General features: G+C 52.6%; 15 protein-coding genes. 11 read left to right on the top strand and 4 right to left on the bottom strand.

Features of this window, described 5'->3' with window-relative positions; genetic code table 11:
* Window positions 1-8 precede the first annotated feature (8 nt).
* The 7 genes from rarA (at window position 9) to N1249_RS07365 (ending at window position 8,933) form a co-directional block, all read left to right on the top strand.
* Window positions 9-1,352, top strand: a complete 1,344-nt coding sequence (gene rarA, locus N1249_RS07335) for a replication-associated recombination protein RarA (protein ID WP_257272512.1) — start codon at window positions 9-11, stop codon at window positions 1,350-1,352.
* A gap of 92 nt (window positions 1,353-1,444) precedes the next feature.
* Entirely contained in the window at window positions 1,445-2,737 is a 1,293-nt protein-coding gene (serS, locus tag N1249_RS07340) for a serine--tRNA ligase (RefSeq protein WP_259836181.1), read from the top strand.
* Window positions 2,738-2,945: 208 nt separating this feature from the next.
* The gene (dmsA, locus tag N1249_RS07345; RefSeq protein ID WP_259836183.1) at window positions 2,946-5,390 is read left to right on the top strand and encodes a dimethylsulfoxide reductase subunit A; all 2,445 of its coding nucleotides are present in this window, start codon (window positions 2,946-2,948) and stop codon (window positions 5,388-5,390) included.
* Between the two features lie 10 nt (window positions 5,391-5,400).
* Window positions 5,401-6,018 (top strand): DMSO/selenate family reductase complex B subunit, encoded by a 618-nt coding sequence (locus N1249_RS07350; protein ID WP_259836186.1) that lies wholly within the window; start codon window positions 5,401-5,403, stop codon window positions 6,016-6,018.
* A gap of 1 nt (window position 6,019) precedes the next feature.
* Complete coding sequence (locus N1249_RS07355; protein ID WP_259836187.1) at window positions 6,020-6,883, top strand: dimethyl sulfoxide reductase anchor subunit family protein; 864 nt, start codon at window positions 6,020-6,022, stop codon at window positions 6,881-6,883.
* A gap of 274 nt (window positions 6,884-7,157) precedes the next feature.
* A complete protein-coding gene (locus N1249_RS07360; protein WP_259836191.1) occupies window positions 7,158-8,306 on the top strand; it encodes an MFS transporter in 1,149 nt (382 codons plus the stop codon).
* 123 nt (window positions 8,307-8,429) lie between these two features.
* Window positions 8,430-8,933 (top strand): anti-virulence regulator CigR family protein, encoded by a 504-nt coding sequence (locus N1249_RS07365; protein ID WP_259838023.1) that lies wholly within the window; start codon window positions 8,430-8,432, stop codon window positions 8,931-8,933.
* 33 nt (window positions 8,934-8,966) lie between these two features.
* Here the strand turns inward: N1249_RS07365 and pflA are convergent, their stop codons facing one another.
* The 4 genes from pflA to ycaO form a co-directional block, all read right to left on the bottom strand.
* Entirely contained in the window at window positions 8,967-9,707 is a 741-nt protein-coding gene (gene pflA / locus N1249_RS07370) for a pyruvate formate lyase 1-activating protein (RefSeq protein ID WP_014069574.1), read from the bottom strand.
* Window positions 9,708-9,911: 204 nt separating this feature from the next.
* Complete coding sequence (gene pflB, locus N1249_RS07375) at window positions 9,912-12,194, bottom strand: formate C-acetyltransferase (RefSeq protein WP_259836196.1); 2,283 nt, start codon at window positions 12,192-12,194, stop codon at window positions 9,912-9,914.
* 51 nt (window positions 12,195-12,245) lie between these two features.
* On the bottom strand, window positions 12,246-13,103 hold the full coding sequence (gene focA, locus N1249_RS07380; protein ID WP_259836199.1) for a formate transporter FocA: 858 nt from the start codon (window positions 13,101-13,103) through the stop codon (window positions 12,246-12,248).
* Between the two features lie 406 nt (window positions 13,104-13,509).
* Window positions 13,510-15,270 (bottom strand): 30S ribosomal protein S12 methylthiotransferase accessory factor YcaO, encoded by a 1,761-nt coding sequence (gene ycaO, locus N1249_RS07385; RefSeq protein ID WP_259836202.1) that lies wholly within the window; start codon window positions 15,268-15,270, stop codon window positions 13,510-13,512.
* A gap of 127 nt (window positions 15,271-15,397) precedes the next feature.
* Here ycaO and N1249_RS07390 point away from each other — a divergent pair, with 127 nt between their 5' ends.
* From N1249_RS07390 to cmk, 4 genes are all read left to right on the top strand, one after another.
* A complete protein-coding gene (locus N1249_RS07390; protein ID WP_259836227.1) occupies window positions 15,398-16,090 on the top strand; it encodes a DUF421 domain-containing protein in 693 nt (230 codons plus the stop codon).
* Window positions 16,091-16,251: 161 nt separating this feature from the next.
* Window positions 16,252-17,340 (top strand): 3-phosphoserine/phosphohydroxythreonine transaminase, encoded by a 1,089-nt coding sequence (gene serC, locus N1249_RS07395; protein WP_259836229.1) that lies wholly within the window; start codon window positions 16,252-16,254, stop codon window positions 17,338-17,340.
* A 69-nt stretch (window positions 17,341-17,409) separates the two neighbouring features.
* Window positions 17,410-18,693 carry a 3-phosphoshikimate 1-carboxyvinyltransferase gene (gene aroA / locus N1249_RS07400; protein WP_259836232.1) on the top strand — a complete coding sequence of 428 codons (1,284 nt, stop codon included), beginning with the start codon at window positions 17,410-17,412 and terminating at the stop codon, window positions 18,691-18,693.
* A gap of 185 nt (window positions 18,694-18,878) precedes the next feature.
* The gene (gene cmk, locus N1249_RS07405) at window positions 18,879-19,562 is read left to right on the top strand and encodes a (d)CMP kinase (protein WP_259836235.1); all 684 of its coding nucleotides are present in this window, start codon (window positions 18,879-18,881) and stop codon (window positions 19,560-19,562) included.
* Window positions 19,563-19,648 lie beyond the last annotated feature (86 nt).

Below are 19,648 nucleotides of genomic sequence, written 5' to 3' on the forward strand. Positions count from 1 at the left end.
AGGCGTGAGTGAGCAACCTGTCGCTCGATTTTTCAGATAATGCGTTTCAACCTCTGGCCGCTCGTATGCGGCCAGAAAATTTAGCGCAGTACATTGGTCAGCAGCATCTGCTGGCTGCGGGTAAGCCGTTGCCGCGTGCTATCGAAGCCGGGCATCTGCACTCCATGATTTTGTGGGGCCCACCGGGCACGGGAAAAACGACGCTCGCAGAAGTGATCGCCCGCTATGCGAACGCCGATGTTGAACGCATTTCCGCAGTGACCTCCGGTGTGAAGGAGATCCGCGAAGCTATCGAGCGAGCAAGGCAGAACCGCAATGCCGGACGCCGTACTATCCTCTTCGTCGATGAAGTCCACCGTTTCAATAAGAGCCAGCAGGATGCATTCCTGCCGCACATTGAAGATGGCACCATTTTCTTTATTGGCGCGACGACCGAAAATCCCTCCTTTGAACTGAACTCGGCACTGCTTTCCCGTGCACGTGTTTATCTGCTCAAATCGCTGACAACCGACGATATCGAAAAGGTTCTCACTCAGGCGATGGAAGACAAGGCCCGGGGTTATGGCGGGCAGGATATCGTTCTGCCGGACGAAACGCGGCTTGCGATTGCGGAGCTGGTCAATGGGGATGCGCGCCGTGCGTTAAACACGCTGGAAATGATGGCTGATATGGCCGAAGTGGATGATTCCGGTAAGCGTGTACTGAAACCTGAACTGCTTACTGAAATTGCCGGTGAACGCAGCGCGCGTTTCGATAACAAAGGCGATCGTTTTTACGATCTGATCTCGGCCCTGCACAAGTCGGTGCGAGGCAGTGCACCTGATGCAGCACTGTACTGGTATGCACGGATCATTAGTGCCGGTGGCGATCCGCTGTACGTCGCTCGCCGCTGTCTGGCCATTGCATCGGAAGATGTCGGTAATGCCGATCCCCGCGCGATGCAGGTTGCGATTTCAGCCTGGGATTGCTTTACCCGCGTGGGGCCAGCAGAAGGGGAGCGGGCAATCGCGCAGGCGATAGTTTATCTGGCCTGTGCGCCGAAAAGTAATGCTGTCTATACCGCGTTTAAAGCGGCGATGGCGGATGCGCGTGAACGCCCGGACTATGACGTGCCGGTTCATCTGCGTAATGCACCGACCAAACTGATGAAAGAGATGGGTTACGGGCAGGAGTACCGATACGCCCACGACGAACCCAATGCCTACGCCGCCGGAGAGGAATATTTTCCGCAGGAGATGGCACAAACCCGCTATTATCACCCCACAAACAGAGGTCTTGAAGGCAAGATTGGCGAAAAGCTCGCCTGGCTCGCCGGACAGGATCAAAATAGCCCTATAAAACGCTACCGTTAGCGCGATCGTTGCGGTAATGTTGGCAATGTATCCTTGTGACCGCAGGCTGTGGTCACATTTTCCTATTTTAATTCGATAAGCACAGGATAAGCATGCTCGATCCCAATCTGCTGCGTAATGAGCCAGACGCAGTCGCTGAAAAACTGGCACGCCGGGGCTTTAAGCTGGATGTAGATAAGCTGCGCGCTCTTGAAGAGCGTCGTAAAGTTCTGCAGGTACAAACTGAAAATCTGCAGGCAGAGCGTAACTCTCGATCGAAATCCATCGGCCAGGCGAAAGCACGCGGGGAAGACATTGAGCCATTACGCCTGGAAGTGAACAAACTGGGTGAAGAGCTGGATCAGGCGAAAGCTGAGCTGGACGTTCTTCAGACCGAGATCCGTGATATCGCGCTGGCGATCCCGAACATTCCTGACGACAGCGTTCCTGTCGGCAAAGACGAAAACGACAACGTTGAAGTGAAACGCTGGGGCACGCCTCGCGAGTTCGACTTCGAGGTTCGCGATCACGTAACGCTGGGCGAAATGCACGCGGGCCTGGACTTTGCAGCCGCAGTTAAGCTGACCGGTTCTCGCTTTGTGGTGATGAAAGGGCAGATTGCTCACCTGCACCGTGCGCTGGCGCAGTTCATGCTGGATCTGCACACTGAGCAGCACGGCTACAGCGAAACCTACGTACCGTATCTGGTTAACCACGATACGTTGTACGGTACTGGCCAGCTGCCGAAATTTGCCGGCGATCTGTTCCACACGCGTCCTCTGGACGAAGAAGCAGACAGCAGCAACTACGCGCTGATCCCAACCGCTGAAGTGCCGCTGACCAACCTCGTGCGTGATGAGATCATCGACGAAGACGACCTGCCAATTAAACTGACTGCACATTCTCCGTGCTTCCGTTCTGAAGCAGGTTCCTACGGTCGTGATACCCGTGGTCTGATCCGTATGCACCAGTTCGACAAAGTTGAGATGGTGCAGATCGTCCGTCCTGAAGAGTCCATGGACGCGCTGGAAGAGATGACCGGCCACGCTGAGAAAGTGCTGGAGCTGCTGGGTCTGCCGTACCGCCGTATGGCACTGTGTACGGGTGACATGGGCTTTGGTGCCTGCAAAACCTTCGACCTGGAAGTCTGGGTTCCTGCACAGAACACCTACCGTGAGATCTCTTCCTGCTCTAACGTCTGGGATTTCCAGGCTCGCCGGATGCAGGCGCGCTGCCGCAGCAAATCAGACAAGAAAACCCGTCTGGTTCATACCCTGAACGGCTCTGGGCTGGCTGTGGGTCGTACACTGGTTGCTGTGCTGGAAAACTACCAGCAGGCTGATGGTCGTATTGAGATCCCGGAAGTGCTGCGTCCGTACATGAAAGGCCTGCAGTACATCGGCTAATTTGTCTTAAATTAAAAAAGCGCCTCAGGGCGCTTTTTTTATGCCCCTGCTTTGACACGAAACAATAACGTCTCCCTCTAAAGTAGTAATACTCCTCCGAATGAAAGCCAGCATAAAAAACTAATAACGGAGAAATTCGTTATATATAAATCTATATAGCGGTTTCTGCCGTATCTCTTTTATTTGTGAGCAACCAAAGTGAGTCTTTATGAAAATCAAAGCGCCTGATGCTTTACTGGCTGCCGAGGTCACTCGCCGTGGGTTGATGAAAACCACGGCAATAGGCGGTCTGGCTGTTGCCAGCAGTGCGTTAACTCTGCCTTTTTCTCGTATGGTGTCGGCGGCGGATGCGCTGTCCCCGGCGTCAGCCCCGGAAAAAGTGGTGTGGAGCGCCTGTACCGTTAACTGCGGTAGCCGTTGTCCGCTGCGGATGCACGTGGTGGATGGCGAAATCAAATATGTCGAAACGGATAACACCGGCGACGATAACTATGACGGGTTACATCAGGTTCGCGCCTGTTTGCGCGGCCGCTCAATGCGCCGCCGTGTCTATAACCCGGATCGCCTCAAGTACCCGATGAAACGCGTTGGAAAACGCGGGGAAGGAAAGTTCGAGCGCATTAGCTGGGACGAAGCTTACGACATCATCGCGACCAATATGCAGCGTTTGATTAAAGAGTTCGGCAACGAATCCATCTACCTGAATTACGGTACAGGTACGCTTGGCGGCACCATGACCCGCTCCTGGCCACCAGGAAAAACGCTGGTAGCACGCCTGATGAACTGCTGCGGCGGTTATCTCAATCACTATGGCGACTACTCTTCCGCGCAGATTGCGGCAGGGCTGAATTACACTTACGGCGGCTGGGCAGATGGCAACAGCCCGTCTGATATCGAAAACAGTAAACTGGTGGTGCTGTTCGGTAACAACCCGGGTGAAACCCGCATGAGCGGCGGCGGGGTGACATACTATCTCGAACAGGCTCGTGCTAAATCTAATGCTCGCATGATCATCGTCGATCCGCGTTACACCGATACCGGTGCCGGGCGTGAAGATGAGTGGATCCCTATCCGTCCGGGTACCGATGCCGCGCTGGTCAGTGCGCTGGCGTGGGTGATGATCACTGAAAATCTCGTTGATCAGCCTTTCCTTGATAAATACTGCGTTGGTTACGACGAGAAAACTCTGCCAGCCAGTGCGCCTGCTAACGGGCATTACAAAGCATACATTCTTGGCCAGGGCAGTGACGGTGTAGCAAAAACGCCTCAGTGGGCATCCACGATCACCGGTATTCCGGTAGAACGCATTGTTCAGCTGGCACGTGAAATTGGTTCGGCGAAACCGGCCTATATCAGCCAGGGCTGGGGGCCGCAGCGTCATGCGAACGGTGAAATCGCCACCCGTGCCATTTCAATGCTCTCTATTCTGACGGGCAACGTGGGTATCAATGGGGGCAATACGGGCGCGCGCGAAGGCTCTTATGAAGTGCCATTTGAACGTATGCCGACCCTGGACAACCCGGTGCAAACCAGTATTTCCATGTTTATGTGGACCGACGCGATTGAACGCGGCCCGGAAATGACGGCATTGCGCGATGGTGTTCGCGGCAAAGATAAACTGGATGTTCCGATTAAGATGATCTGGAACTATGCTGGTAACTGCCTGATTAACCAGCATTCCGAGATCAACCGTACTCATGAAATCCTTCAGGATGATAAGAAGTGCGAGATGATTGTGGTCATCGACTGCCACATGACCTCGTCGGCGAAATATGCCGATATCATTCTGCCGGATTGCACCGCATCAGAGCAGATGGACTTCGCGCTGGATGCCTCCTGCGGCAACATGTCTTATGTGATCTTCACCGATCAGGCGATTAAACCGCGTTTTGAATGCAAAACCATCTATCAGATGACGTCTGAGCTGGCGAAGCGTCTTGGCGTTGAGCAGCAGTTCACCGAAGGGCGTACTCAGGAAGGATGGATGCGTCATCTGCATGAGCTTTCTCGTAAAGCGATCCCTGACCTGCCTGATTTCGATACCTTCCGTCAGCAGGGCATGTACAAGCAGCGCGACCCGGAAGGTCACCATGTTGCTTATAAGGCATTCCGCGACGATCCTCATGCCAATCCGCTGACCACCCCGTCGGGCAAAATCGAAATCTACTCTGAAGAACTGGCAAAAATTGCATCCAGCTGGGAGCTGCCGGAAGGGGATGTGATTGATCCGCTGCCAATTTATACGCCTGGTTTCGAAAACTACAACGATCCGCTGACCGCGAAATTCCCGTTGCAGCTGACGGGCTTCCATTACAAAGCGCGGGTTCACTCAACTTACGGCAACGTTGATGTACTGAAAGCGTCCTGCCGTCAGGAAATGTGGATCAACCCGATGGATGCGAAGGCGCGCGGCATTTCAAATGGCGATCGCGTGCGTATCTTTAACGGTCGTGGCGAAGTGCATATCGAAGCCAAAGTTACACCGCGTATGATGCCTGGCGTTGTCGCGTTGGGGGAAGGGGCCTGGTACAACCCGGATGCAAATCGCATCGACCAGGCTGGCAGTATTAACGTACTGACCACGCAGCGCCCATCGCCGCTGGCGAAGGGGAATCCATCCCACACAAACCTTGTTCAGGTTGAAAAGGTGTAAGGAGTAACCGATGACAACCCAGTATGGATTTTTTATTGATTCCAGCCGCTGCACCGGTTGCAAAACCTGCGAACTGGCCTGTAAGGACTACAAAGACTTAACTCCGGATGTCAGCTTCCGCCGTATTTACGAATACGCCGGCGGCGACTGGCAGGAGGATAACGGCGTCTGGCACCAGAACGTGTTTGCCTACTACCTGTCGATTGCCTGCAACCACTGCGAAGATCCGGCCTGCACTAAAGTGTGCCCGAGCGGGGCGATGCACAAGCGTGACGACGGTTTTGTGGTGGTGGATGAAGATGTCTGCATCGGCTGCCGCTACTGCCACATGGCTTGTCCGTATGGTGCGCCTCAGTACAACGCCGCCAAAGGCCATATGACCAAGTGCGACGGCTGCCACACCCGCGTGGCGGACGGCAAAAAGCCGATTTGCGTGGAGTCCTGCCCGCTGCGTGCGCTGGACTTTGGCCCAATTGCAGAGCTGCGCCAAAAGCACGGCCAGCTTGCGGCAGTGGCGCCTCTGCCGTCTGCGCACTTCACGAAGCCGAGCATTGTGATTAAACCTAACGCCAACAGCCGTCCGACGGGTGACACCACCGGCTACCTGGCAAATCCGAAGGAGGTGTGAGATGGGAAGTGGATGGCATGAATGGCCGCTGATGATCTTCACGGTCTTCGGGCAGTGCGTTGCGGGTGGTTTTATCGTCCTCGCCCTGGCGCTGCTCAAGGGAAATCTCAATGCGGAACAGCAGCAACGTCTGGTTCTGAGTATGTTTGGCCTGTGGGTGTTGATGGGCATTGGCTTTATCGCCTCAACCCTGCACCTCGGTTCACCGATGCGGGCGTTTAATTCCCTGAACCGCGTGGGTGCATCATCACTCAGTAACGAAATTGCCAGCGGTGCTATTTTCTTTGCTGTGGGGGGGCTGGGCTGGCTGCTGGCTGCACTGAAAAAACTACCTTCAGGATTACGTAGCCTGTGGCTAATCGTCACTATGGTTCTGGGTGTGGTATTCGTGTGGATGATGGTGCGGGTTTATAACACGATCGACACCGTGCCAACATGGTACAGCGTCTGGACGCCAATGAGCTTCTTCCTGACGATGTTCATCGGCGGGCCGTTGTTGGGCTTCCTGTTGTTGCGCGTGGCAGGTGTAGACGGCTGGGCGATGCGTTTGCTGCCGGCGGTTTCACTCCTGGCACTGGTGGTGAGTGCCATCGTAGCCCTGATGCAGGGGGCAGAGCTTGCAACGATCCACAGCTCTGTTCAGCAGGCGTCTGCGCTGGTGCCTGATTACGGCTCGCTGATGGCCTGGCGCGTGGTGTTGCTGGTAGCGGCGCTGGTGTGCTGGATTGTGCCTCAGCTTAAGGGTTATCAGCCTGCGGTACCGCTGTTGTCCCTGTCCTTTGTGCTGGTGCTGGCGGGTGAGTTGATTGGCCGTGGTGTGTTCTATGGCCTGCATATGACGGTTGGTATGGCCATCGCCAGTTAACGTTGTTTTTTGTTATATAACGCCGGGACATAGCGCCCGGCTTTTCTGTTTTCAATCATGAAATTTTTCGACTGTCGTTTGGTTTTAATTCTGATTATTGGCAAAGAAAAACAATCAGATAGTTTATATCGATAGCAAGCGTTGCATTAGCAGGATTAGTTTTTTAAATCGACAGAGAGCATATCGTGCGTGCGCCCTGAATTGGTGGATTGACTTTGTTTTTGCCAGTGGCATGATGCGCACGAAATCTGAACTTCCTCACGGTTTTTAATCCATGTCCACCTATACCCGCCCAGTGCTCCTGTTGCTCTGTGGCCTGCTTTTGCTGACGCTGGCGATTGCGGTGTTAAACACCCTCGTCCCGCTTTGGCTCGCCCATGAAAAGTTACCGACCTGGCAGGTGGGTATGGTTAGCTCGTCCTTTTTTACAGGTAACCTTCTGGGAACGCTGGTCACGGGGAGCCTGATTAAGCGCGTCGGTTTTAACCGTAGTTATTATCTGGCCTCGCTGATTTTTGCCGCCGGGTGTGCCGGATTAGGCCTGATGGTGGGATTCTGGAGCTGGATGGTCTGGCGTTTTATCGCGGGTGTGGGCTGCGCGATGATCTGGGTGGTGGTTGAAAGCGCCCTGATGTGTAGCGGCACGTCGCGCAACCGCGGTCGCCTGCTGGCGGCATATATGATGGTTTACTACGTTGGAACCGTGCTTGGGCAACTGATGGTCAGTAAACTGCCAACCGACCTGATGAGCGTTCTGCCGTGGGTGACGGGCATGATCCTGGCCGCTATTCTGCCGTTGCTCTTTACCCGCATTGTTAACCAGCAAAGCGAACACCAGGAAGTGACCCATGTCTGGCCGATGCTGAGGCTGCGTCAGGCGCGTCTGGGGGTTAATGGCTGTATCATTTCCGGGATAGTGCTGGGTTCGCTTTACGGCCTGATGCCGCTGTATTTGAACCATCAGGGCGTTAGTGATTCAGGGATCGGTTTCTGGATGGCGGTTATGGTCAGCGCGGGGATTGTCGGGCAATGGCCGATTGGTCGTCTTGCCGATCGCTTTGGCCGCCTGTTAGTGCTGCGCGTTCAGGTGTTTGTGGTGATCATGGGTTGCCTCGCGATGCTCAGCAGCGCTGCAATGGCTCCGGCGCTGTTTATTCTGGGGGCGGCGGGCTTCACTCTCTATCCGGTAGCCATGGCCTGGGCCTGTGAGAAAGTTGAACATCATCAGCTGGTGGCAATGAACCAGGCGCTGCTCCTGAGTTATACCATTGGCAGCTTACTGGGGCCGACGCTGACGGCCATGCTGATGCAGAACTATTCTGACAATCTGCTGTTTATCATGATTGCCAGCGTGTCGTTTATTTATCTCCTGATGCTGCTGCGCAAAGTGGGCGAGCATCCAACTCCCGTGGCCCATGCCTGATTAAATAAAAGCCTGTCGATGACAGGCTTTTTTGACCCCATCACAACTAAGACTTTTACTTATTGTTTGTTAATTGCGCCAGGCGATAATTCAATTGAGTTCTATCACCACAAGGCAGCAATCATGTCTATACGTCGTTTTTCCACGACTGCGCTGGCAGTCGTGTTGTCTTTAACGTTCGCAACCGCGCCAGCCCTGGCAAATCCAGGAAATGGAAATGGTCATGGCAATGGAAACGGTGGTGGGCAAGGCAACAGCGGCAACCATGGGAACGGGAATTCCACTAATCATGGCAATAAACAAAATAATGGTAATCAGAGTCCCGGCAAATCAAATAAAAGCGTCGGTGATGATGTTGATGCGCGCGTGAGTTTCGATCACGCCCGTCATCTGGCATTGAATTACGGTTTAACCGGTTATGATTCATTGCCGCCGGGCATTGCGAAAAATCTCGCGCGCGGAAAACCACTGCCTCCGGGTATTGCGAAAAAGACCGTACCGGCGTCTATGCTGGGCCAGCTTCCTTCCTATCCTGGGTATGAATGGCGGGTAGTGGGTGATGACCTGGTCTTAATTGCGCTGAGTACGGCCATTGTGACCACGATCATTAACGGCGTGTTCAGATAGCATAAAAAAAGCCCGGTTAAACCGGGCTTTTTCTTAATACATAACTTTGTGTCCGTACTGCTCAAGAATGCCTTTCACGCGTTCCATGGTTTCTTTTTTCGGTGGTTTAACGCCATCGAGCTTATATTCTTCACCCATCGCCACCCATTTATGTTTACCCAGTTCGTGATAGGGCAGCAGCTCAATTTTTTCTACGTTGCCCATGTCGCGGGTAAATTCACCCAGTCGATGTGCAGAGTCATCATCATCTGACCAGCCAGGTACAACCACATAGCGGATCCAGGTGTTGATACCCTTACCTGAAATGTATTTGGCGAACTCCAGGGTACGGTGGTTGGAAACACCAACCAGATTCTGGTGGATCTCATCGTTCATCTGTTTGAGATCGAGCATCACCAGATCGGTCACTTCGAGCAGTTCATCGATGACCGGATCGTAACGACGCACAAAACCGTTAGTATCAAGGCAGGTGTGAATACCTTCTTTACGGCAGGCGCGGAACCAGTCGCGCACAAACTCTGCCTGGAGAATGGCTTCACCACCAGAAGCGGTAACACCACCACCCGATGCGTTCATAAAGTGGCGATAGGTCACAACCTCTTTCATTAAATCATCAACGGTGACTTCTTTGCCGCCGTGCGTATCCCATGTATCACGGTTATGGCAGTAAAGGCAGCGCATAAGGCAGCCCTGGAAGAAGGTAATAAAGCGGATCCCTGGGCCATCGACAGTGCCACAGGATTCGAAGGAGTGAATGCGACCAATAGTTGACATTGCGGTGATATCTCCAGCATCGACCCGTCCGGGGCCTGAGTATGCACAGCTCAAAACCGGCTGTGTTTAAATCTGTTTTGGCTGATATCCATAAAGTATAGATAGCGGACAAAAGAGACTGGGGTGGAGAAGGTGTTAAAAAGGCCCCACTTGCGTGGAGCCTTTATTGTACGCTTTTTAACGCGTGATTTCAGTCAATTCCAGTTAGATGGACTGAGTGAAAGTACGGGTGATAACGTCCTGCTGCTGTTCTTTAGTCAGGGAGTTAAAACGTACTGCGTAGCCAGATACACGGATGGTCAGCTGAGGATATTTCTCAGGATTTTCCATCGCGTCGAGCAGCATTTCACGGTTCATCACGTTCACGTTCAGGTGCTGACCACCTTCGATGGACGCTTCGTGGTGGAAGTAACCATCCATCAGACCCGCGAGGTTAGTTTTACGTACTTCGTCGTCTTTACCCAGTGCGTTTGGAACGATAGAGAAGGTATAAGAGATACCATCTTTAGCGTAAGCAAACGGCAGTTTAGCAACGGAGGTCAGAGAGGCAACAGCACCTTTCTGGTCACGACCGTGCATTGGGTTAGCACCTGGGCCGAATGGCGCGCCAGCACGACGACCGTCTGGGGTGTTACCGGTTTTCTTACCATACACAACGTTAGAAGTGATGGTCAGAACAGACTGAGTCGGGATAGCGTTACGGTAAGTAGTCAGTTTCTGAATTTTCTTCATGAAACGTTCTACCAGGTCAACCGCCATGTCATCAACGCGAGAATCGTTGTTACCAAACTGCGGGTATTCACCTTCGATTTCGAAGTCAACAGCCAGGCCGTCTTCGTCACGAATTGGTTTAACTTTCGCATACTTGATTGCAGACAGGGAGTCAGCAGCAACGGACAGGCCTGCGATACCACATGCCATGGTGCGAACAACGTCACGGTCGTGCAGCGCCATCAGAGAGGCTTCGTAGCTGTACTTGTCGTGCATGTAGTGGATAACGTTCAGTGCAGTGACGTACTGTTTAGCCAGCCAGTCCATGAAGTGATCCATACGATCCATCACTTCGTCGAAGTTCAGAACGTCGCCTTTGATTGGTTCTGATTTAGGACCAACCTGCATTTTCAGTTTTTCATCAACGCCGCCGTTGATTGCGTACAGCATGGTTTTCGCCAGGTTTGCACGCGCACCGAAGAACTGCATTTGTTTACCAACGACCATTGGGCTTACGCAGCACGCGATAGCGTAGTCATCGTTGTTGAAGTCCGGACGCATCAGGTCATCGTTCTCGTATTGCAGAGAAGAGGTGTCGATGGACACTTTAGCGGCGAATTTCTTGAAGTTCAGAGGCAGTTTTTCAGACCACAGAACAGTGATGTTCGGCTCCGGAGAAGGACCCATGGTGTACAGGGTGTTCAGGAAGCGGAAGCTGTTTTTGGTAACCAGAGTACGGCCATCAACGCCCATACCACCGATAGACTCAGTTGCCCAGATTGGGTCACCAGAGAACAGTTCATCATATTCAGGAGTACGCAGGAAACGAACCATACGCAGTTTCATGACCAGGTGGTCAATCATTTCCTGAGCGTCTTGTTCAGTGATTTTGCCTGCTTTGATATCACGTTCGATGTACGCATCCAGGAAGGTGGATACGCGGCCGAAGGACATTGCTGCGCCGTTCTGAGACTTAACAGCGGCCAGGTAGCCGAAGTAGGTCCACTGGATAGCTTCCTGAGCGTTGGTCGCAGGACCAGAGATATCGCAACCGTATTTAGCAGCCATCTCTTTGATCTGGCCCAGAGCACGGTGCTGTTCAGCGATTTCTTCACGCAGACGGATAGTCGCTTCCAGGTTTACGCCGTTTTCCAGATCGGACTGGAGAGAAACGAACTGCGCGTATTTGTCTTTCAGCAGGAAGTCGATACCGTACAGTGCAACACGACGGTAGTCACCGATGATACGGCCACGGCCATACGCATCTGGCAGACCAGTCAGAACGCCAGATTTACGGCAGTTCAGAATGTCTTTGGTGTAAACATCGAATACGCCCTGGTTGTGGGTTTTGCGGTATTCGGTGAAGATTTTTTTCAGCATTGGGTCCAGCTCGCGGTTGTACGCTTTGCAGGAACCTTCAACCATTTTGATACCACCGAACGGGATAATCGCACGTTTCAGTGGTGCTTCAGTTTGCAGACCAACGATTTTCTCAAGGGCTTTGTTGATGTAGCCAGCATCGTGAGAAGTAATGGTGGAAGCAACGGAGGTGTCAAAATCAACTGGCGCGTGAGTGCGGTTTTCCAGTTTAACGCCTTCCATTACGTTGTCCCACAGCTTGGTGGTCGCGTCAGTTGCGCCAGCCAGGAAGGATTCGTCACCTTCATACGGGGTGTAGTTTTTCTGAATGAAGTCACGGACGTTTACTTCATTCTGCCAGTCACCTTTAGTAAAACCTTCCCAGGCTGTGGCTAACTTCTCATTAAGTTCGGACATGTAACACCTACCTTCTTAAGTGGATTTTTTATTTACTGCCTGAGAAAACCATTAGTGATGGTCGTCGCCACGCAGGTAAATGACCCAGTATGTCAACCCAACTAACAGACCCCCACCGATAATGTTCCCGATAGTGACGGGGATCAGGTTATCAGTAATTAAGTTCATAATAGTCAGGTGAGAGAAACTTTCCGGGGTTGAACCAACTGCAGTCCAGAACTCCGGGCTCGCAAAGTTGCGGATTACAATACCCATAGGGATCATAAACATGTTTGCGATACTGTGCTCAAAGCCGCTGGCAACAAACATCGCAACCGGCAGAACCATAATCATGGCTTTGTCCATCAGGCTACGACCAGAGTAGCTCATCCAGACAGCCAGGCAGACCATCAGGTTTGCGAGAATGCCAAGAGCGACAGCTTCGATAAATGTATGGTGCATTTTGTGGTCTGCGGTTTGCAGGACGTTAAGCCCCCAGCCGCCGTTGGCTGTCATGTATTCGCCAGACAACCACATCAACAAAACAAAGAGCAGACACCCAATCAGGTTACCAACATAGACGTTTAACCAGTTACGTGCCAGTTGGCCCCAGGTAATTCTTCCGCTCGCTTTTGCGACGACAATCAGCACCGTTGAGGTGAAGAGGTCAGCGCCGCAGATGACGCAGAGGATAAGTCCCAGTGAGAAACAGATACCGCCAATCAGTTTAGCCATGCCAAATGGCATTGTGGCAGTACCTGTTGTGGCAGTGATGTAAAAGACAAAAGCAATGGAGATGAACACGCCCGCAGTGATCGCCAGATAGAAGGTCTTCATCGGGTGTTTCGTTGCTTTATAGACACCCGCTTCTTCGGCAACTTTGGCCATCGCAGCTGGGAGTAAAAGATCAAAAGGGTTGTCAGCTTTCACACTAACTCTCTCTTTATTAAGTCGGCGACGAGATACTAACAAAGCATTATAGAAGAGAAATTGATATAGATCATATCTCGCCTGGCTTATAGGCCCGCAATGCGTATGGTTTTACAACAAATGCGGAGTAAGTGTTTGATTATCCGTATAAAAATAAATTTTAAAAGTTATGAAAAGAGTTGAATTTTTTCGTTCGCGCTCCCTTAAAACAGTTAATTAAAATGGAGTATTTACCATAAAAAGTAACAGTCAAGCTCGGGTAAGTATTATTATATTTACCCGTATTTAACTTTATTATTACAATCAAAAATCATTGCGAAAGAAATAAAAAAACGGGGCAATGAAATTGCCCCGTAATATAGCCCAGACGATTGAATCCGCCTACAGTTGGTAATGTTATATGCGCTTATTTTGACCAGTAAGCGGCTTTTGCCTTCTGTAACTTCTCATACGCTTTCAGCAGTGACTGATGCGCCGGGAAGGCTTTCAGATCGCTATCTACCGCTTGCAGGCCATAGAATGGCTCTTCACCGCTCAGGGCCGCGCTGGCCGCTTCTACAGCATCTGCGCCATACATACGCACGAAGGCATTCAGATATTGCAGCGGTTGACGTTCTTCTTCCTGCGCGAGCAGCAGCAGGGTTTGCAGGCAACGGTAGTAGTTAGCACGCTCTGCGGAGAAGACGGACTGGTTGAACTCCATCGTCCATTCTGTCCATGCCAGCGCCTGATCCAGATCGCCACCCGCGAGGGCCAGCATTGCTTTCAGCTCGCCAATGCGCAGGGTGTACCAGCCATTGTCTTTACCGGTTGCCAGACCAAGCAGCTCACGCACGCGGGTAAAGTCATCGTGACCTTCGTCGTCCAGTTGTGCGATCAGGTTCAGATAGTCTTCTTTTTCCCACTCGCTACCTGGCAGTGACAGCAGCGTTTCACGAAGATGCGCACCCATGCTGTTATTTGCCAGCCACAGATCTTCTGCCGGATAAATGTCAGACATGCCAGGCACCAGAATACGGCAAGCGTATACGCTCAGGTGTTCGTAGTCGGCAATGTAGACTTCTTTATCTTCTGCTTTGAAGATAGCCATCAGGGTGGCGAACTCTTCTTCGGTGGTGCCTGCAAAGCTCCAGTCCACGAACGGGTAGTCTGCATCCTGTTTAAACATATCCCAGGAGATCAAACCGCTTGAATCGATGAAGTGGGTTTCGAGGTTCGCGTGTTCAGCCACTTCTTCGTCGTCGAAGGTTGGTGGGGTAAACACGTCGAGATCTTTCAGGCTACGGCCCTGAAGCAGCTCGGTGACCGTACGTTCCAGCGCGACGCCGAAATCAGGATGCGCACCAAAGGAAGCAAAGCAGGTCCCGTTCGCCGGGTTGAACAGCACAACGCAGATAACTGGGTATTTCCCCCCCAGAGAGCCGTCATAGGCAAAGATTGGGAACCCTTCGGCTTCCAGCTTCGCGATAGACTCCACAACGCCCGGGTAACGCGCCAGAACATCGGCCGGAATTTCAGGCAGGCTGATGGATTCTGCGATAATGCGGTTTTTAATGTGGCGTTCGAACACTTCAGACAGACCCTGAACACGCGCTTCGTTGCGGGTGTTACCGGCTGACATGCCGTTCGACACATACAGGTTACCGACGATATTCATCGGGATGTATACGGTCTGCTCGTCAGACTGACGGGTAAACGGCAGGGCGCAAATACCGCGATCTTCATTACCGGACTGCAAATCAATAAGCATACTGGCGGTCAGTTCGTTATCGGCGTCGTAAAACGCGCGCAGTCGGGCATCGAGAATGCCTTCTGGCAGTTCGTCATCTTCGGTCAGCGGGAACCATTTTTCATTCGGGTAGTGAACGAATGGACCATTAGCGATGGTGTCACCCAGCCAGAAGTCGGCGAAGAAATAGTTGGTAGACAGACGCTCAAAATACTCACCCAGCGCAGAGGCCAGTGCGGCTTTTTTGGTGGCGCCTTTACCGTTGGTAAAGCACAGCGCGCAGTCTTTGTCGCGAATATGCACGGACCAGACGTGAGGAACCGGATTCAGCCAGGAGGCTTCTTCAATATTAAAGCCCAGGTCGGTCAGTTTCTGCTGGAAGCGAGCGATGGAATCTTCCAGAGCGGCGTCTTTGCCGGGGATAAACGTTTGAGTCATGGCGTTCACTTTTATCGTACGTAAAGCGCGCAATGATACGGGTTTTGCGTGACGGGTGCTATCTTCGGCGAAAATAAATGACTGGGCTATGCTTAGTAACAGTAACCTTCTGTTAAGGCATAGAAAAATGAAAGCATTCGATCTTCATCGGATGGCATTTGACAAAGTTCCACCCGATTTTTTATGGGAGGTGGCGCTGCGTAGTCTTTATACCTTCATCCTGGTCTTTCTTTTCCTCAAAATTACCGGGCGTCGCGGCGTTCGCCAGATGTCGCTTTTTGAAGTGCTGATCATCCTGACGCTGGGGTCCGCGGCCGGGGATGTTGCCTTTTATGACGATGTGCCGATGGTGCCGGTCTTCGTGGTTTTTGTCTCGCTGGCCTTGCTGTACCGGCTGGTGATGTGGCTGATGTCGAAAAGCGAAAAGCTGGAAGATCTGCTTGAAGGAAAGCCGGTCGTTATCATCGAGGACGGACAGTTGGCCTGGGAAAATGTACAGAGCGCCAATATGACCGAGTTTGAGTTCTTTATGGAGCTGCGTCTGAATAGCGTTGAACAGCTCGGGCAGGTGCGTCTGGCAATAATGGAAACTAACGGTCAAATCAGCGTCTATTACTATTCTGACGACGAGGTGAAGCCGGGACTTTGTATCCTGCCGGATATGCTTATTGAGCGTTTCAGAACCGTACCCGAGGCGGGCGAATATGCTTGCGTGAGATGTAGCCACGTGATTGCGATGCAGCCGGGGGATCGCCAATTATGCCCTCGCTGTGCAAATCCGGAATGGACGAAGGTTAGCTGGGCCAAACGCATTACCTGACAGCCATTTTGTCGGTTTTGTCTTAGCGAGGCGGCAGATTGTATTGTGTGACGACGGGCACATTTCGCCGGTCATAAGTTTTAGACATTGCGGCGCGTGTCACTGAATGATAAAACCGATATCCACAGTAATAACTTATTGCTTTTAGCGTGGTGAGGGAAATGGCTCAAGTCTTTAATTTCAGTTCAGGTCCGGCAATGTTACCGGCGGATGTGCTCAAACAGGCTCAACAGGAACTTTGTGACTGGCAGGGGCTGGGCACGTCGGTGATGGAAATCAGTCACCGTGGCAAAGAATTTATTCAGGTGGCTGAAGAAGCAGAAAAGGATTTTCGCGATCTGCTGAATATTCCCTCGAACTACAAAGTATTGTTCTGCCACGGCGGTGGTCGCGGTCAGTTTGCTGGCGTACCGCTGAACATCCTGGGCGACAAAACCACAGCTGACTATGTTGATGCGGGCTACTGGGCAGCAAGCGCCGTTAAAGAAGCCAAAAAATACTGCTCACCAAATGTGATCGACGGCAAAATCACCGTTGATGGCCTGCGCGCTGTTAAGCCGATGAGCGAGTGGCAGCTTTCTGACAACGCTGCATACCTGCACTATTGCCCGAACGAAACCATCGACGGTATTGCCATCGATGAGACTCCGAACTTCGGCAAAGATGTGGTGGTTGCTGCCGACTTCTCCTCCACGATCCTTTCCGCGCCAATTGATGTCAGCCGTTTCGGCGTAATCTATGCGGGCGCGCAGAAAAATATCGGCCCGGCCGGGCTGACGCTGGTCATCGTGCGTGAAGATCTGCTGGGTAAAGCCCATACGTCATGCCCGTCTATCCTTGATTACACCGTGCTGAACGACAACGACTCTATGTTCAACACCCCGCCAACGTTTGCCTGGTACCTGGCAGGCCTGGTCTTCAAATGGCTGAAGCAGAATGGCGGCGTGGCGCAGATGGACAAGATCAATCAGCAAAAAGCCGATCTTCTGTACGGGGTGATTGATAAGAGCGATTTTTACCGTAACGACGTGGCGCAATCTAACCGTTCCCGCATGAACGTGCCGTTCCAGCTCGCTGACAGCAGCCTGGATAAACTCTTCCTTGAAGAGTCCTTCGCGGCGGGTCTGCAGGCGCTGAAAGGCCACCGCGTAGTGGGTGGGATGCGTGCTTCTATTTATAACGCCATGCCGCTGGAAGGTGTAAAAGCGTTAACCGATTTTATGGTCGACTTCGAACGTCGCCGCGGTTAATCACGCTGTTTTTCACCCCCGCAGTTATGCTGCGGGGTTTTTATTATGTTGAGTTGAGAGTTAAGTTTCATGGAATCCCTGACGTTACAACCTATCGCGCGGGTAGATGGCACCATTAATCTGCCTGGTTCAAAAAGTGTCTCGAACCGCGCTCTGCTGCTGGCAGCTCTGGCAAACGGCACCACCGTCCTTACAAACCTGTTGGACAGCGATGATGTTCGCCATATGCTCAATGCGCTGAAAGCGTTGGGAGTTCATTACACGCTGTCTGACGACCGTACGCGTTGCGAAGTGACCGGCAACGGCGGTGCACTGCACGCTGGCGAAGAGCTGGAACTGTTCCTCGGGAACGCCGGTACCGCGATGCGCCCGCTGGCGGCAGCACTGTGTCTGGGCAGCAACAACATTGTGCTGACCGGCGAGCCGCGCATGAAAGAGCGTCCGATCGGTCATCTGGTGGATGCCCTTCGTCAGGGTGGCGCGCAGATTGATTATCTGGAGCAGGAAAATTATCCGCCACTGCGTCTGCGCGGTGGTTTTACCGGTGGTTCCGTTGAGGTTGACGGTAGCGTATCAAGCCAGTTCCTGACCGCGTTGCTGATGACCGCGCCACTGGCACCGCAGGATACGGTTATCACCATTAAAGGTGACCTGGTTTCTAAACCTTACATCGATATCACGCTGCACCTGATGAAAACCTTCGGCGTTGACGTTGAAAACCAGGCGTACCAGCGCTTTGTGGTGCGTGGCGCGCAGCAGTACCAGTCCCCTGGCAACTACCTGGTTGAAGGCGATGCATCATCGGCGTCTTACTTCCTGGCAGCCGGTGCGATTAAAGGCGGTACGGTGAAAGTGACCGGCATTGGCCGTAACAGCGTGCAGGGCGATATCCGTTTTGCTGACGTACTGGAAAAAATGGGTGCTGTTGTGACCTGGGGTGACGATTTCATCTCCTGTACGCATGGCGAGCTGAACGCCATTGATATGGACATGAACCATATCCCGGATGCCGCGATGACTATCGCGACAGCCGCGCTGTTTGCCAAAGGTACCACCACGCTGCGTAATATCTATAACTGGCGTGTGAAAGAAACTGACCGTCTGTTTGCGATGGCGACCGAACTGCGTAAAGTGGGGGCAGAGGTAGAAGAGGGCGAAGACTACATTCGCGTAACGCCTCCGGCCAAATTGCAGGTCGCGGAAATTGGCACCTACAACGATCACCGTATGGCGATGTGTTTCTCGCTGGTGGCGTTGTCCGATACGCCTGTCACTATTCTCGACCCGAAATGTACGGCGAAAACCTTCCCGGACTACTTCGAACAGCTGGCGCGTATTAGCACGCTGGCCTGATGACAACATGCCGCATCCTGTGATGCGGCATTTCCTTACGCTTCCTGACGTTCATTCCTGCCCATTTATTCTACACTCTGCTTCATTAAATCCGTAATTTGCACGCAAAGGTAACAGTTGCGCACGTTGGCGCGTATAATGCGCGGCGTTCATGTTAACGGTATGCCTTTATTAAGGAGAAAAAGATGACGGCAGTTGCCCCGGTAATCACCATTGATGGGCCTAGTGGCGCAGGGAAAGGTACTCTGTGCAAGGCGATGGCGGAAGCATTGCAATGGCATCTTTTAGATTCGGGAGCAATCTATCGCGTGCTGGCCCTGGCTGCGCTGCATCACCATGTGGATGTCGCATCTGAAGAAGCGCTGGTACCGCTGGCTGCGCACCTGGATGTGCGTTTTGTGTCGACCGACGGCAACCTTGAAGTGATCCTGGAAGGGGAAGATGTGAGCGGTGAAATCCGCACTCAGGAAGTGGCTAATGCCGCCTCTCAGGTTGCTGCGTTCCCGCGCGTTCGAGAGGCGCTGTTGCGTCGTCAGCGTGGCTTCCGTGAAGCCCCAGGCCTGATAGCCGATGGGCGTGACATGGGAACCGTGGTGTTCCCTGATGCACCTGTTAAAATTTTCCTTGATGCTTCCTCTGAAGAACGTGCGCATCGCCGTATGCTTCAGTTGCAGGAGAAGGGCTTTAGTGTTAACTTTGATCGCCTTTTATCCGAGATAAAAGAGCGCGACGACCGCGATCGAAACCGCGCCGTTGCCCCACTTGTTCCGGCAGACGATGCATTAGTTCTGGATTCCACCAGTTTAACTATTGAGCAAGTGATTGAAAAAGCGCTACAATATGCGCGCCAAAAACTGGCACTCGCGTAATCGCGACCGATTTAGCAGTACCCCCGCTGCAATGGATTGACGGCGGGTATGTGAAACAACCCCATCCGGCACGGAGCCAGGTGGAC

This window comes from Enterobacter sp. CP102 (assembly GCF_025152625.1).
In the GTDB taxonomy this organism is placed as follows: Bacteria; Pseudomonadota; Gammaproteobacteria; order Enterobacterales; family Enterobacteriaceae; genus Enterobacter; species Enterobacter soli.